Origin of the sequence: Prosthecobacter sp., from assembly GCF_044226605.1 — a bacterium.
Classification (GTDB): domain Bacteria; phylum Verrucomicrobiota; class Verrucomicrobiia; order Verrucomicrobiales; family Verrucomicrobiaceae; genus Prosthecobacter.
In genome coordinates this window covers 55,976-73,822 of the sequence record NZ_JBGAGS010000005.1, presented here as the reverse complement: position 1 = coordinate 73,822, position 17,847 = coordinate 55,976, and the positions used below count along the sequence as shown (strand labels likewise).

The 17,847-nt window shown below is 61.0% G+C and carries 1 protein-coding gene; it reads left to right on the top strand.

Annotated elements, in window-relative coordinates; all coding sequences use genetic code 11:
* The first annotated feature begins 196 nt into the window (after positions 1 to 196).
* Positions 197 to 17,671: an autotransporter-associated beta strand repeat-containing protein gene (locus ACILSO_RS07995; protein ID WP_395736860.1), complete on the top strand. Its 17,475-nt coding sequence runs from the start codon at positions 197 to 199 to the stop codon at positions 17,669 to 17,671.
* Positions 17,672 to 17,847: the final 176 nt, after the last annotated feature.

The following is a 17,847-nucleotide window of genomic DNA, read 5'->3' as shown; positions in this document are numbered from 1 at the left end:
CCAGGAGAAATGAAGGGCCTTAGATCTGGCTAAGCAAAAAGTTCAGAGGTGTTTTTGCAAAAGGTGTAAGGGGCGGCACAAGCAACCTGCACAAACATGCAAGCCGCGTCCCGATAGGCAGAAAATCTCATTCAGGCACAATGACTGGCAAATAAAAGGGCCGTTCCCGGCAGCCCTAAAAACCGCCCCAGCCATCATGCCAACCATCCTATCTTCGTCATCGAACCTGCCAGCGCGAGACATCTTTTCCACGGGAGCTTTTGAGGCAGGGAAACACCTGCGGACAGGGCGAGCTGTCGCCGCGTTTCTCATCGGACTTCTTCTCATCTCCGCGCTTTTGAGCAGCGCCAGCGCGCAGGCCACGCACAGCAGCATTGGGAACTGGACCAAGAACGCCAGCGGCAACTGGAGCGCCACGGCCAACTGGGGCAACCTGGATGCCGGAACGGACTACCCGAGCGGTGTGGATGCGTTTGCCAACTTCAGCACCATCAACATCTCCAACACGACCACGATCACGCTGGATGTGCCGGTGACGCTGGGAGACCTCAGCATTGGCGACACCTCCGGCAACAACAGCTACACGATTCAGGGTGGCACGCTGACTTTTGAGTCCTCCGGCGGTGTGTCCACGCTGATCAAAACGGATGGCGGCGGCAATGACACCATCTCTTCCGCGCTCGTGCTGAAAAATGAGCTGGATGTCTCCATCTTCGACGTCTCAAACAATCAGGGCATCACTCTGAGCGGCGTCATCAGCGGTGGCACCAATGGCGCAGCGACGCTGGTGTTTGATGATCTTTCCCCGGGCAGTCCGAGCGTGAACTGGGTGATCCTCAACAACCACAACACCTTTCTCGGGCAGCTTGTGGCAAACTCCGGCCTGGTCCGTCTTGAGTCGAACAGCTACGCCGCGGGCGCGGTCGGTTTGGGAAATGAAACCATCGCGCGCAACGGAGGCACCATTGATCTTCGTGGCATCAATACCGCCCAGCAGTCGGACGACACGGAGCTGTTCCGCATCAGCGGCGGCGGCACGGACGGACTCGGCGCCATGCGCAACACCGCCGGCACCTCCGTGATCTCCTACCTCGCGCTCGATGGAGACGCCACCCTCGGCGGTTACAGCACCGCCACCCTCATGCGCCACCTGAACGCCGGGGCCACTGCGGAGATCGCCCCCGTGCTCGATCTCGGCGGCTTCGCGCTGAGCAAGCTAGGCACCAACGAATGGCGCTTCCACAATGCGGACATTCAAAACGCCGCCGGCGCCACGATCAACATCTACGAAGGCAAGCTGAAGTTTGAAAACGATGGCGCGCTTCTGGGCGGCGCGCTCATCGGCGGCACCACCTACGGCAACAAACTCGACGGCCTCACGATCAATGTGGCCTACAACAAGAACACCTATGACGGCGTGGACCCGACGCTGGGCAGCCGCACTTCGGACCCTTACGGCGTCAACAGCACCGCCAGTCCCACCGTGGGCAATTCCATCTCCGACGCGCGCCTGGCCTTCGGCACCTACTGGACCGGCGCCAACACCTTCCCGCTCAATGTGAAGGTCACGGACAACTTTGACAACGTCACCGTCAACCTGAACAACGGCGTCTGGGGCCGTGAAGGCAGCACCGGCGCAGGCCAGACCTTTGACCAGATTTTCGGCACCGGCGTGGTGATCAATCTCGTGGGCGGCGGCCCTGGCCGGGATGCAAACGGCAGCGGCAACCTGTTTGACATTCAAGGCGGCTCGGGAGTTTACAATGCGGCCACGGGAACGTTTGATCATCCCGGCGTGATGGAAATCCAGGGATCCATTGACAACACCAGCCCCGGAAACAACGGCACCGGCTTTACCGTGCGCGGGTCGCGCGAACTGCGCATCACCGGAAGCAACGGGGCCTTTGATGGTGACATTCTCGTCAAGCAGTCCACCGGCCGGTGGATCACCAACAGTTTTGACCGTGGCAATGGCGGCCAGGCGGCCTCCGTGTATTTCAACATGTCACTTGCTGGTGCCAATGGCGGCTTCAACCAGGCGGGGTCCATCACCATCACCCGCTGGGGTTCGCTGGCCCTGCTGAACAACTCGGCGAACACGGTGTATGCCAGCGTAAACAATGACAACCGGCTCAACGACAGCGGCAGCATCATCATGCGGGATGGCAATCTCCTGCTGGAGACAGACGTGTCCGTGACCAATCACGAAAATTTTGGCAATGTCGTCGCCGGATTCGGCACCAACATGCTGTACCTGGACACACGCGCCGGCGGCCGCTTTGACGGTGCCTTGCAGAGCTTTACGCGCACCAACGATGGTGTGCTCAAGATCTACGACACCAACCCCGCCCACACCTGGGGCACCGGAGTCTCGGATGACCGGCTTGCGATTCATGACACCACCGGCCTTGTCACGGTGGGCGGCAATGCTCCTGGCACCACTTCCCAAAACATTGTGGTGGGCGTGTTTGGCGGCGTGCTGCCCACGCTGCAGACTCCCACCATCGGGGCTTACACACGACCGCTGGCAACGATGCAGGGGAGCTACATGATGGGGGGCGCCGGCATGGGGCTCATGACATTGGACGGCGGGTACCTGCGTCCTCTGACTGCCGCGGAGTATGACACGGGGCTGAACCCCGCTGCTGGCACGAACTGGCTGGTGAACCGCTACATTGCACCCATCACCGGCGTGGAGAATTATGCCGACCGAAGCAACTATGCCGCGCGCAATGTCATCACCGACACGACCATCAATTCCCTCACGATCGCCTTTGACCCGGCTGCTTCTGCACAGGTCGTGGGCACTTCCACCAAGGACACCATCATCCTTGGCCAGGGCGTTACTTTGAAGATCAACTCAGGTGTGATCAACATTGCCTCCTTCCTTGAGTCGACCAACGCAAACCTGGAAGGGGTGATCCGTGGCGGCTTTCTCGACATGAACGGAGGCACGGCATTGATCAATTCCAGCGCGAGCTGGCATGATCTGGATCGCGACTCCACAAACTGGTATGACTTCCTGGTGGGAAATGCCTCCTACATCCGCTCCCACATCATCAATGCCACGGATCTGGTGCGCACCGGCCGGGGAACGCTTTACTTGGATACTTCAAACAAATTCACTGGCAACATTTACACCAGCGACCAGGGCTCGCTGGATGTGCGCCATTCGCTGGGCCTGGGGGCCGGTGCTGCGGGCCGCGAGGTGCAGGTTGGCGGGGCCTCGGCATTCTTGATCGAGTACGGCGCGAACATCAGCGGCATCAATCTGCGTGCGACGAACACGTTTCAGGGATCTCCCACGCTGCTCCGCGCGGAGGGCGCCTACCATAGCACGTGGGGTGGAGATGTGATTCTGGACGTGGCAGATGCCGCGGGCAGTTCGGAGTCCCAGAGTTACACGATTACCGCCCGCAACGACGGCACCCTTTCCATCTATGGCAATGTCTACACGGACAACAACCGCAGCTTCACGGACAGCGATGTGTATGCGGACCCGCCCGTTGTGACCACCAGTTTTGGCGAAAACTACACGGTGAATCTGCGCGGCCAGTTCCGCGACGTGGCGACCGGCAATCTGGGCACCGACCCTCTCAATGCGGCCATCACCTCCATCTACCGCACCGGCGACTCAGCCACCCGGTTGGACACGAACCACTCCCTGCGTTTCCAGATGACGGGCAGTGACGAAGGCAATGTGAACGTCTTCCAGCAGTGGGATGCCACAGGCCGGCTGGATCTCAACCGCGGCTATTTCCGCCTTTTGTATGATCCAAACGCTGCGGGAAATGACGGCACAGGCTTCCTGACGGATGGCGCCAACTCGCTGATCCAGGGCAATGACTATTTCACACGTCTGGCCTTGGGAGCGGATGGTGCCGGCACGGGAACCTATGATGCGCACCTCATGCTCACGCGTGATGGCCAAGTGCTGAACTGGTCCAGCCAAATGTATGTGTACAACAACAACCGAGATGGCACGATCAGTCTCGGAGGCGAAAACGAAAGCGGCACGGTTTACGTGGGCTCCAGGGATGGCGCTGCAAATTACTCCATCATCTTTGAAAACCAGGGTGGAGACCGCGACCTGCGCTTCACGCAGACACGGGGCGGCACGCTGGTGATCAATGCACGCCTGCTGGACAACGGAACGAGCGTGAACTCGATCGCCACTGTCACAGGGCCGGGAACGATTGTCTTTAATGCCAACGCAGTCGGTGCCTCCACGGTGGAGCGCTGGAACTTCATGGGCGGCAGCGCTGTGTGGCAGGGAAATTCCACCAGCGGCAGCCTGCTGGGGAACAACCGTTTCAGTGTGTCCGCCGCACAGGCCCTTTTCGGTGGTGGCTCACTCACCTATGTCGGCGACACCGTTGCCAACCGTTCTGAAAGTCTCACCGGCAACTTCCGTCTGCTGGCCGGCGAGTCCACGATCTCCGTCATTGCCGGTGCAGGCCGCACAGACACGCTCGCCTTTGGCGCTGCCGCGGCTGGATTCTCCAAGGCTGAAGGCGCGACTTTGAGCTTTATCGAAAGTGGACCTGGCACAGCCGTCATCACCCTGCAGGGAACGGGTCTTACCAACACCGGCCTCATGCCTTATGCGACTTATGGCACCAGCGCGGGGCAGATCACCGACTTTGCCAGCAACGGCACCGCAGGTGCGATCGGTGCCTTCAGCGGTTATGTCACTGGCGCCACCGAGAGTGATTTCGTGAGCGGTAAAACAGTGGACGTCGGTGGAGACGTCAGCTTCAGCTCTGCGGCCACGCCGGATAACCTGCGCTTCACAGCGCCGGCAAACCTCACGCTGGACGGTCAGACGATGACGCTCGGAGGCGGCGCGGTGCTCATCACTTCCGCCAATGCCGGCCCCAGCAGCATCAGCGGCGGGGTGCTTACCAGCGGTTTTGATGCAGACCTCACGGGTGCGGGCACGGCCAATGACCTCATGATTCACAACTATGGCACAGGTGTGCTGACCATTGGCGCGACGCTGGCGGACAATGGCGGAAATAAAGTGAACCTCGTATTGGGTGGAACGGGCACCACCGTCCTCACCGCCGCCAACACCAACACTGGAGAAATCTACATTAACAACGGCGTCCTGAGCATCTCCAGCGAGAGCAACCTTGGCACCATCAATGGAAGCATCGTCACTCTGTCCCGCGTCAACAATGGCGGCAACGGCAGCTCCTCCAGCACCGCGGCCTACTCCAGCCTGACGAATGCGCCGATCGTATTCACCACGGGCAGCGCGCCGGGCACAGCTGCCACCGGTACCTTCAACTCCAACGGCACCGTCGTCACCGCGACTTCGCTGACCAGCGGCGGCTCCGGCTATACCACGGGCGTGTGGGCCAATCTGGACGACAGCACCCGGACCACTGAAAACCCCGCCGGGGTGTGGGCCATTCTCGACAGTGGCAATCTGCACATCGATGGCGGCACACTCGCGGTGACGCAGGACGTCACGCTGGATGGCGCGCGCACTCTCTTCCTGGGTGCCAATGGCGCCGCCCTGGATGTGACGGCCGGCAAGACCCTCACCATCAACGGCTACATCACCAGCGAATACAGCCAGATCAATGCGGCCAATGGTTTCACCGCGAATCACCTCGGTGTGGCGGATGATCCAGCAATCAACGGCAACCCCGACATCGGCGACCTCACGATTCAGGGCGGTGGCACCGTGGTGCTGACGGGCGCACCGGACAATGTGATCCGCTCCAACATGATGAACAGCTATGGCGGCATCACCTGGATCAATGAAGGTACTTTGAAGATTGCCAGCGCAGGGACTTCAGCCACGGGCATTCTTGGTTCCAACCGCTCGTGGACTGATGGCACCATAATCGGTGCAAATGGCACCCTGGAACTGGCCGCGACTTCCGACCCCACCTTGTACGAATGGATTACTTTCCGCGGGCGTGGCTATCAGGGACGGGGAAGCATCATCACCACCGGCACCGCGCGCACCGTGCGCCTTAACGGACAGATCTATGTGGATGCGCCGATGCTCGTCAACAACAGCAACGGCAGCACCATCCGCTTTGGAGAGCAGGGAGGCGCACTCTACGGCACGGGAGACATCGCCCGCACGGGCAGTGGCGAGTTCCAGATCTACATGAACGCACCCGACTGGACCGGCCGCCTGCTTAATGGCAGCGGCAACACGCGGATGTACGGCGCCGGCAGCGTTCAGGGCATGACCTCCATGACTCTGGACCGCAACACCTACTTTGGCTACGGCGCTGGCAGCACCACTATCGATGAATTCCGCGACCGCCTCAATGACAGCCTGAACGTGACGATCAACGGGTACTCCAAGATACGCATGGAGGCGACCGGGGGCGTATTCTCCGGCGTGGAGAAAGTCGGAACGGTAACGATCAACAGCGGCGTGTTCAACGTCGAGTATGACCTGTCCGGCACCATCGTGGGCGGAGCTCCGCAGCTGCAGGGAGACTACGCCGGCTGGCGCTTTACCGACATCGTTCGCAACCAAGGCACCACCGTGATGGTGCGCAATCTTGACCCGGGCACGGACATTTCCACCGGCAGCACCGATCTTTCAAACCGTGCGCTGGTGCTGGTGGACAATGCGCCGGTGCTCATCGGCGCCGGGGACGGCGCGAATGGCAACACCGCGATCATCGCCGGATTCTTCGGCGGCACTCGTCCGGCGAATTTCCTCAACACGACCACCGGCGTCATCTGGGATGAAGACCGGACCACACGCTACCTCATGACTTCCGTGGCGGGCATTGATCCTGCCACCGGTGCTGCTGTGAACTACCTTCGCCCGCTTTCGGACGCGCCCGGATCGACGGATTACAAAATCATCAGCGACACGGGAAGCGTGAGCGCGAGCGCCGGACCCCTCGATCTCGCCACGGCTGGCACGAGCGCGGACCAGAACCTGCGTTTCGTCGGCATCACCGCCGATGCCATTGGGTCTGGCTTCACCTCCCGGATCAATTCCATCCTCACCCTGGACTCCACGCTGGAGGCCAACTCGGTCACCTTTGCTTCCGACACCACGGGGACCAACGCGAACGGCGCCGGCAACAACGTGAACCTCATGATGACGCAGGGCGGCACACTGAAGATCAACTCCGGTGTGCTCATGTTTGCCAACATCGGGACGATGGACCGTCTGGGCAATTCCTCGAACACAGGTGTGAATCTCGACATCAACAATTACATCATCGGCGGGAATCTCGACTTCAACGGCAAGGAAGCCATTATTTATGCTGGCAGCGAGTGGGCGCAGTACAACATCTCCGGCAACAGCGCCTACGCGAACACCGACGGTGACAACACCACGGCCATCATCCGCAGCAGCATCTACAACACCGGCGGCAATGGCATGACGAAGACGGGCGCCTCCAGCGTGACGCTGGAAGCGGCGAACTACTACAGCGGAGACACCACCGTGAACTACGGCCTGCTCTATGTGCGCCATGATCAGGCGCTGGGCCAGAGCACGAGGCTGAATGTGACCGGCGGAGGCGGGCTTGTCCTGGGCTACAACTCCTTCGTCAAGGGCGTGGACATTTACGTCGGCCCGATGAACGCGAGCAACTATGCGGTCTATGGAGAAGGCGATGCCGCCGAATGGGGTGGCAACATCATCATCGACAACGTGGACTCCACGGGAAGCGCTGGAGGCTACACGCGGAACTTTGTGCCGCGCATCCTGGCGGGAACTTCCAACACGGTGTTCACGGTCGACGGAAACATCTACGGCGGTGACACGGCTGTGGCCACCGGTTCCCAGGCCACCGCCCGGATCTTCAGCACGCTCACGGCTGCCTCCTTGACCACGCTGGATTTCATGGGTCAGATCCGGGACAAGGCCACTGGCGCGATCAATCTCGCCGCGGGTGACACCTACAATGATGTGCTGCGGATGGAAGTGGCTGCGAGCACGGACACGGCCAATGTGCACCTCTATCAGCAGTATGACTCGGCCGGGCGGATCAGCATTGTGCGCGGTGTGCTGCGCTACATGGGCGCCGGCAACTTCTACACGGATGCGGCCGCATTGGCGCAGAATCCGGACAATGATTTCTCGGGTTTCCAGATGGGCGGACGCTCCATCATTTCCGGAGACGGCACGGGATCCTCGGACGTGAGCTTTTTCCTGCACAATGCGGGCACCGCCTTCAATCTTTCCAGCTGGAATGTGGGAGTGGACACCTCCGACCCGAACAACAGCCTGGGCAATGGAAACTACGGCCTGGGCAACACCACGGGCAATACCAGCATCGGTGGTGAAAACATCAGCGGCACCATCACTTTTGGCACCGGCACGGGAAGCATCCGCTTCACCCAGGGCACCACGCTCTATGACCGCAATCTGAACCTGTATGTCGCACGCGGCGGCACCGTGGACATGCGGGTGAATTTCCTCGATGGCGGGAATCTGGTGAACTCCTCGATCACCAAGGTGGGCGCGGGCACCGTGCGCCTTTTGGGATCCTCCGCAGGAGACAGCACCGTGGAAGAGCTGAACATGCTGGGTGGCACCCTTGTCTTCACCGGATATGATGTGAATGCCGGACGCCGTGTGGGCAATGGCGCAAAACTGACTCTCAGCGGCGGCTATCTCATTGTGGATGCCACCGCAGGCGCTGCGCAGGAGAATTTCAGTGATCTGACTTTGAACTCGGGCGGCTCCCGCCTTGCGGCGATCGGCAGCGCCACGGTGAACATCGATTCCTCCGTCGCGCTGAATCCCGCCTCGGGTGTCACCATGGCCTTCATCGAAAGCGGTGGCGGTGTGATCAATCTCTCCGCCCCCGGCCTTACGACCACGGATGGCGCACGCCTGGGTTACTGGGCTGTGTATGGCAATGCGCTCGGTCAGGTCACGGACTGGGCCGCGCGTGAAGGGGCCACCGGTGTGAAGGCATTCACCGCCTACGATGCGACCTTTGCCAGCGGGAACAACACCCTGGTCACAAGCTCCGCCACGCTCAGCGGACCGACGGCTACAAACTCCATCAAATTTGGTGCGGCAGCAGATCTCGATCTCGGCGGGAACACGCTGACCGTGGAGAATGGCGGCATCCTCGTCAGTCATGCTGCAGGCGGTGCGGTGAACATCAGCAACGGCGTTCTCACACGCAACGGGGCAGGGGACATCCTGCTGCACAATTACGGAACGGGCATCACCACGGTATCCGCAGCCATCACCAACAGCGGCGCGGGCGTGGTGAACCTCGTGACTGGCGGTGCGGGCACCACGGTGCTCGCGGGAAACAACAGCTACACCGGGGACACCTACATCAATGGTGGCACGCTGCAGATTTCCAGCGAGTCGGCGCTGGGCGCCATCAGCGGGTCCATCACACGTCTTGTGCGTGAGTATAACGGCACCAACACGGGAGTGAGCCAGAGCAATGCAACGCTGTATTTCCTGGGCGGCGGCGCAGGCTCCGGCGCGGCTGGAAAATACTCCTCCAACAGCACCCAGAACATTACTTCCACATCGCTGACCAGTGGCGGCTCAGGCTATACCAGCGGAGTGTACGTGAGCACCAATGCAGCCGGCACCAACAACGCCGGGCTCTGGGCCATTCTGGACAGCGGAAACCTCCACATCGATGGCGGCACCCTGGCGGTGACGGACAACATCACTCTGAATGGCGCGCGCACCCTTTTCATTGGTGCCAGTGGCGCCACCTTCAACGTCGCCGCAGGCACATCGCTCACCATCAACGGGTACATCACCAGCGACGTCACTGATCCTCCGACGGATGATACTCCCATCGATCTCACCCGTCCTTTGATCGGCGGGCTCACGGTGGAAGGCGGCGGCACATTGGTGCTCACCGGCGCACCTGACAACACGGCACGCGAAAACATGTACAACGGCTACAACTCGCTGACGATGATCAACAACGGCACCCTCAAGATCGCCGGGCTTGCCTCCTCCGCATCCAATGCGCTGGGAACCTATGGCGGCTGGGCGGACAGCACCTACATCGGCCCGAACGGCACGCTGCTCATGAACGTGACCAACGCGGATGTGGGCTTCTATGAATGGCTGACACTGGATGGACGGGGCTACCAGGGCGGCGGCACCTTCCAGGCCGTCAGCGGTACCGGCACGGTGCGTTCGTACTACCTGCGCGGCCAGATCAACATCCTAAGCGACGCGGTCTTCAATCTGCGCAACGGCAGCAACATCTACCTCAACAGCGGCGGTGGAGAAACCTACGGCTCCGGAGACATCATCAAAATCGGCAATGGCGAATTCCGCTTCTACTCGAACGCGGCGAACTTCACCGGCGACTACATCGCCGCGTCCGGCACCACCCGTGTGTATGACGCCGGGCGCGTGCTGGGCATGGGCAGCATGACCCTGGAGCGCAACAGCTTCCTGGGCCTGAATGGGGACAGCACCACCTCGGACGAAACTCGCAGCCGCCTCGGCGATGACATGCCCCTCTTCACTGACGGCTATGTGCGCATCCGCATGGAGTCCACCGGAGGCGTGTACTCAGGCATCGAAAAACTTGGCACCGCCACAGTGCTTGGAGGGCAGCTGGGCATTGAGTTTGACATGGGTGCCACCCTCGCTGGAGGCGCGCCCGTGCTGAAGGGCGAGTACATCGGCTGGCATTTCAATGAAATCGTGCGCAGTCCTGGCACCAGCGTGCAGCTCCGCCTCCTTGATTCCGGGCTCGACTTCGCTGGCGCAGGCTTCAATGCCAGCGTGCCTTCCAACGCCAATGCCAACCTCGCTGTGGTGCAGGTGGATGTGCTGCCGGTTCTCATAGGCACGGGCGACGGCAGCAATGGCAACGCCGCAGTGCTTCCCGGCTTTTATGGCGGCGTCCGGCCCAACTGGTACAATGCCGCAGGCACCGGCAACATCTTCAATGAAGACTATGTGGCCACACGCCTCGTGACCGCCGTGACCAACAGCGCCGGAGAGCACTTCTTGCGCCCGCTGCTGGATTCGGAATACAAGGTGGTGGCGAATCCCTCCACCGCGCTGACCACCAGCATCCTTCTGGAAGATCAAAATATCAGCGCCGATCAAAATCTCAAAATCGTCGGTGTCACCAGTGACAGCCTCGGCTCAGGGGAGTTCACCAGCCGTCAAAACTCCATCCTTACCCTCGGCTCCGTGGCCGCGGACTGCACGCTGCCGGGCGGCATCAACATGGCCGTCAACTCCCTGACCTTTGCTTCGGAATCGTATGTTTCCGCGACCAATGGCGGCGGTAACTGGACCTCCCTCATGATCGCGGACGGCGGCACGCTCAAGATCAATTCCGGCATGATCCAGATGTCCAACCTGGGAGTGCAGAACATGAATGGCGCGGCCTACAATGCGAACCTCAACCTGGACATCCGCAGTTCTCTCAACGGCGGCTCCACGGACTTCAACGGCATGGAGGCCAGCTTCTACATTGGCGGTCTCTGGGCCCACTACAACACCACGGACGCCATCAACGCCTACAAGGCCACCGACGGCGACAACAACTACTTTTACATGAACTCCAGCATCGTGAACGCCAATGGCCTCACGAAGACGGGCGGCGCCTCCCTGTTCCTGGATGCTGTGAACTACTACACGGGGCTCACCAATGTGAACCAGGGCACCCTTTATGCCCGGCATGACCAGGCCCTGGGTGCCAGCACGCAGGTCAATGTCAACGGTGCAGGCGGCTTTGCCATCGGCCTTGGTGCTCGCATTTCGGGTGCGGATCTCTACATTGGCAAGATCTCCGGTGGCAACACTGCGCTGCAGATTGAAAACAATTCAGTCTGGGCCGGCAATGTGATCGTGGACAATGTGGACTCCGCCGGAGCCACCGCCTATGCGCGCAGCTATGTGCCGCGCGTGTTCAACAACACCACCGGTCTTGGCACCATCGAGGGGAACATCTACGGGGGTAGCACCACCATCGGCAGCGGTGCGCTGACGGACTCGCGCATGTTCAGCACCTACACGGGAGCCTTCGGCCTTCTCTATCTCACCGGCCAGATCCGTGACAATGTGGCAGGCGCGCTCACCGGTCCCGTCGACATCTACAATCAGAGCCAGGTGCTCCGCATGGAGGTGACGGCCACCAATGACGAGTCGGCGGTCCAGCTCGGCCAGCAGTATGACGCCGCGGGGCGCATCCGCCTCATTCGCGGCAGCCTTTACTACAGCGGCTCGGGCAACTTCTACACGGATGCCGCCGCCGCCACGGTGAACGGCTACGCTTCAAATCCGATGATCGGCTTCCAAATGGGCGGCAGGGATGTGCTTTCAGGCAACGGCACCGGAGCGGCAAATCTGAGCTTCTTCCTGCTGAACGGCGGCTCTGTCTTCAATTTGAGCACCTGGGAGGTCGGAGTGGAAACGCATGACCCGAACAACGCGAGCGGCAATGGCAACTACGGTCTCGGCAACACCACCGGCAACACCACGCTCGGCGGAGTGAACACGGATGGCACCGTGACCTTTGGCACGGGCGCCGGCAGCGTGATCTTCACTCAGGCCACTTCGGCTTATACGCGTGACCTGGGTCTGTTTGCCGCAAGCGGCGGCACGGTGGATCTGAAGGTGAACTTTGTGGACGGCGGCGCATTGGTGACCACCTCCATCACCAAGCAGGGCGGCGGCCGGGTGAATCTGCTCGGTTCCAGCGCTGGAGACAGCAGCGTGGAAGGAGTGAATGTGATGGGCGGCATTCTGGCGCTGACGGGCTACGATGTGAATCTCAACCGTCGCGTGGGCAATGGTGCGGGCCTCACGCTTGCGGGCGGCATGCTGGTCATGGACGGCAGCGGGGCTTCCTTCACGGAAAACTTTGGCAGCCTGAAGCTCAACCAGGGTGGAAATGCCCTCGTGGCGCTGGGCAATGGCGCCGGCAATGTGGGAACGCTCAGCATCGGCGGGGCATCCATCACTCGCGCGGCGGCAGGCACCATTCACTTCCAGTCCGTGGATGGCGGTGTCATCAATTTCTCCAATGCCGGAATGAAGAGCAAGGCCCGCATCGGCTCCTACGCCACCTTTGGCACCAGCACCTCCTACGCCACCGACTGGGCGGCCACGGATGCCGCGGGCAATGTCATCGCCTATACCGGATACTCGAACAACATCTTCGGTGCAGGGGTTCAGACGGATGTGGTGGGATCAGGACTGACCGCGGCCGCAACGAACTCCGTGCGCTTCAACTCTGTGGCGGGATCGATCGCCAGCGGCACGCTCACGCTTAATGACGGCGGCCTGCTGATCACCAGCAACTACACTTCGGGAACGCCGATCAGCTCCGGTGTGGCGCTCACGACAAGCAGCTCCAGCGTGGACCTTCTCATTCACAATTACGCCAGCGGCCTCGTGAATCTGAATGCCAGCATCACGGGCGCTGAGAATGTGGTCTTCACAGGCACAGGACACCTGGTGCTGGGAGGCACGAGCAACTACACCGGAGCCACCCACATCACCGGTTCGGCCATGGTCTCCGTGGATGACCTGTCGCGCTTCGGCGCCACCTCGGGCTTCTTCCTCAATGGCGGTACGCTGGATTATGCGGCGGTAGGCACCAAGAGCGCGGACCTCACCCAGCACATCACGCTTGGCGGCGGCAACGGCATCCTCAATGTGACGGACGCAGGCAGCGTGCTGGTCATTCGTGCAGGCACCTCCAACCAGATTTCTTCGGAGACGAACAACATCATCACCGCCTACGGCACCAACAACCCGAACGCCGGCGGTCTGCAGATCGTGGGTTCCGGCACCGTGCAGTTTGGCAACCGCAGCGCCGCCACCAATGCGCAAGACCTCCTGGGCGTCGTCAACAACTACACCGGCCTCACCATCATCGGCGACGGAGTCCATGCGGTGCGCGTGGACATCCAGGGCCAGGGCAACGACAACGACCAGTATGCCGTCTTTGGCACCACCCAGTCATGGGCGGACGCCACCATCCTCAAGGACAAGGTCACCATCGAGTTCTCCATGAAAAGAGGGGATGGCAGCCGCGACAACCAGGTCCGCTTCCGCGAGTGGTTCCAGATCGGCGAAAAGGCCGGCGACCAGATCCTCTTTGACGGCAGCACCCAGCGCCAGCCTACGCTGGAGGGAATGCTCAACGTCATTGGAGACCTCACCTTCCAGACCCAGGGGAACCGCTACACGGACGCCGGTGGCACGGGCAACTCGGAATTCCTGATCAATGCGAATGAGGGTGGCATCATCGGCTCCGGAAACATCATCAAGCTGGGAGACGGCAATCTGCGCTTCTACTCCTCCCTGCATGAATGGACCGGGAATCTCGACATCCAGGATGGCTTCGTCGGCATGCAGATGAACTCCGGCGCCATCTTCAATCCCACGGGCAAGGTTTACTTCGGCGACCCCACCGGTGCGCAGACCTCCACCATTCAGATGCGGATCGAAAACCGCTTCTTTGGCAACAACACGACCGGCATCGATTCCGCGAACATCGACCTCACGTTCAACCGTGACATCGTCGTGCGCGACAACCTGCGACAGGAAGTTCGCATCGCCGCCGGCTACATGCCTGCGAGCACCACCATTCACTTCACGAATGACATCAATCTCGGCTCGGGCTCCAGCAGCCTGGTGCGCCTCTACTATGAGGACAACAGCAACCTGGACGCCGCCCTGGTGGGACACGTGCAGCAGACGGTGTATGACGTCACTGGAAAGCTCAGCGGCAGCAACAGCTTGTACATCGACGGAAACAACTCCGGCGGCACTTTGGGGAACGGCGCGCTCTTCACGGTGTGGATGCGTGGGGACAACTCCAGTTACAGCGGACTCCTCACCATCGGCGGAGACAATGGCACCACCGCCAATCCCGGGCGCAATGCCACGCTGCGGATCGGCAATGTGGATGCGCTGGGCTCCAACAACATCCTGGCCTTCCGGAACTACGGCACCCTTCAGCTCGGTGGAAACAGCATGACGTTCACGAAGAACTTCGTCTTCACCGGCGGCACGGGCATGGCCACGACTGCGGGCATTGAAAACGCGTCTGACACCGCTGCCACGATCACCTTTGATTCGGGCGCGAAGACTGGGCCGACCTATCAGGATGTCGGCGTGGGCCTGCGCGATGGCACGGCCAGCGGGCTCTTCGGCGGCGGCACGGCTGCGCTGACGGTGGTGAAGACCGGCACCGGTGAGACGGTGTTTGGCGCCAGCACCGGCGGCGGCGCGATTGCGGGCTCCTTCAGCAACTACACTGGCAACACCCTCATTCAGCAGGGCACCTTGTATGCCGGATCCAACAATGCCTTCTCGCCTAACTCGCGTTTCATCATCAGCGACGGCGCCACCCTCAGCTCCTACTGGGCGGAGGCCGGCACCGGCTTTGAGGTCACCATCGGCTCCCTTGCGGGTGGTTCGGGCGCGGCGCTCAACATTGACCAGTCCATCTTCAACGTGGGGGGGGATGCCACACTGGACGCTGTCTTCGCCGGCGTCATCCGCGGCAACGGCAGGCTGGTGAAAGTGGGCGGCGGTTCGCAAACCCTGTCCGGAGCCAATACCTTTACGGGCGATGTCTCCGTGCTGAAGGGAGCCCTCATCGGCGCCAGCAACACGGCCTTTGGCGATCCGACCAATGGCATCTTCCTCGCTGGGCAGCCGTTTGTGGGCACGCACCCTGTCGATGCGCGTGTGGAGCTTCTCCTCTCTGGCACGGCCTCGGCAGTGACCAATGCGGTCTCCATGAACACCTTTGACGGCAACGACGAGGGCATCACGGTCATCGGCACGCGTGAAACCAGCGGCACCTATGGCTTTGGCACCGGCGGTACGGTCTCCTTGTATCAGGACGTTTCCACCAACGTGTTTTTTGAAGCCGAGGGCTCCTCCACCTTCAGGTTTGGTGATGCCATTACGAACGGTGGCTTCTCAGCCATGACCAACGTGGTGAAAATTGGTGATGGCACGGTGGAGCTGCGTGCTGCCAACAGCTACGGGATTTCCGGCAGCTCGGGGGCAGCCATTGACGGCGGCACCGTCATCCGCGCTGGTACGCTGAGTGTTTTCGACAGCAGCGCGCTCGCTTCCACCGTCGTGGAACTCGGCGACACGCGGTATGACCTCAACAGCGCCTACCTCGCCACCACCAGCTCCCTGCTCACCAAGAACATCGGCAGCTATGATCCGGCAGGGAACGGCGCCAGCGGTGCAGGCAGCGGCGCTTTCCTCAATGTGCGTGCGGTGGTGGACGGAGTCACGATCACCGGCGCGGATGTGGGCAAGCGCATCCTGGTGAAGAATGAGAGCGACCATCCTGAATACAATGGCGTGTACCAGGTGGTGAGCGTGGACGCCTCCTGCGGCCAGATGAACCTGGTGCGGGTGGCGGATTTCGACACCTCCGGCGAGATGAAGTACGGCTCCAGCATCGCCATCACCAGCGGCATGACCCAGGCGGGACTTCAGTTCTTCCAGGCTTCATCCGATGTGAACAGCGTGAACACCGCGGTCACGGACCCCGTGCACTGGCTGCAGGATAGTCCGAACGCGAACGTGTCTCTTCTCGCCGCCAATGCAGACATGGTGATCAACAATAACATCGATGTGAACGACACGAACGGCACCGGCAGGACCATCATCGGGGGAAGCTTCACCACCGGCAGCAGCTACTTCAGTGGCAATGTGACCCTGCAGCATTCCTTCCTGCCGGGTGTGGACAACATCCGCGAACTCACGCTGGTCTCTTCTTCGAATGACGGGCTGACGGGCGAGAAAGGCGTGGTATTCACTGGTATCATCTCAGAGTCTGCTCCCGGGGATGTGCTCAGCGTGACGAAAGAGGGCTCCGGTACGGTGACCCTGACCAATGACAACACCTACACCGGCAAGACCACCATCAAGGAGGGCACACTGGCTCTCTCTGGAGCAGGCGCGCTCTCCGGCACCAGCTGGATCGAGATCAACTCGGGCGCCTCGTTTGATTTCACCAACACCTCCACGGGAGATTTTATCTTTGACGGCCCCATCAGCGGTTCAGGGACCGTCGTTGCCGGTGGCACCCTCATCGTGGGCAGGGACGGCGGGGCCGGTGTCCTGCTGCCTGGCATGTCTTCGGACCCCGGCAGCATCAGCACCGCCGGCGACGGCATCGGCCTTTTCACCGTGAATGGAAATGTCTTCCTCTCCGGTGACTCCAGCGGTGTGAACCGCCTCACGCTTCAAATGGGCGCGACGAATGGCGCGGATTACAATGACGCGGCAAATTTCACCACGCAGATGGCCACCGGGAATTTTGCCTCCTATCTCAATTCGCAGGCCACCTTCTTCGACACCCAGCGCGGTGGAAATCATGATCACCTGGTGGTCACCGGTTCCTTCACGATGAACAGCGGCGGACACATCTCCTTCACCAGCAATGGCGCCACGGATTACCATCCCGCGATGGGGGATGTGTTCAATCTCATCGACTGGTCATCCGTCTCTGGCAATGGCTTCAGCGTCGGTGGAAATTTCCGCACGGGTGGCTTGATCGGGGATCTGGAACTGCCGGATCTCGGCCTCTCCGGCCTGCTGTATGACACGAGCCTGTTCGCAAACTACGGCATCATCGTCGTGGTGCCAGAGCCAGGGCGCGCAGTTCTGCTGCTTGCAGGCCTGGCAGCACTGGGATGCCGCCGCCGCCGTCGGCGTTAGAATGTTGGAAGTGTGTTTGCCCAGCCAGCCGGGCTGTTGTTGGGGCTGAGACAAAGGCTGCGGGCGCATTGCACAGCAATGCGCCCGCAGTTTTGTTTTTACCCTATGCGCGGCGGATAAGCAGATCCTTCAGCGGTCACTGAAAGCAGGTCCTGTGCCCCGGTATGAAGATGCTG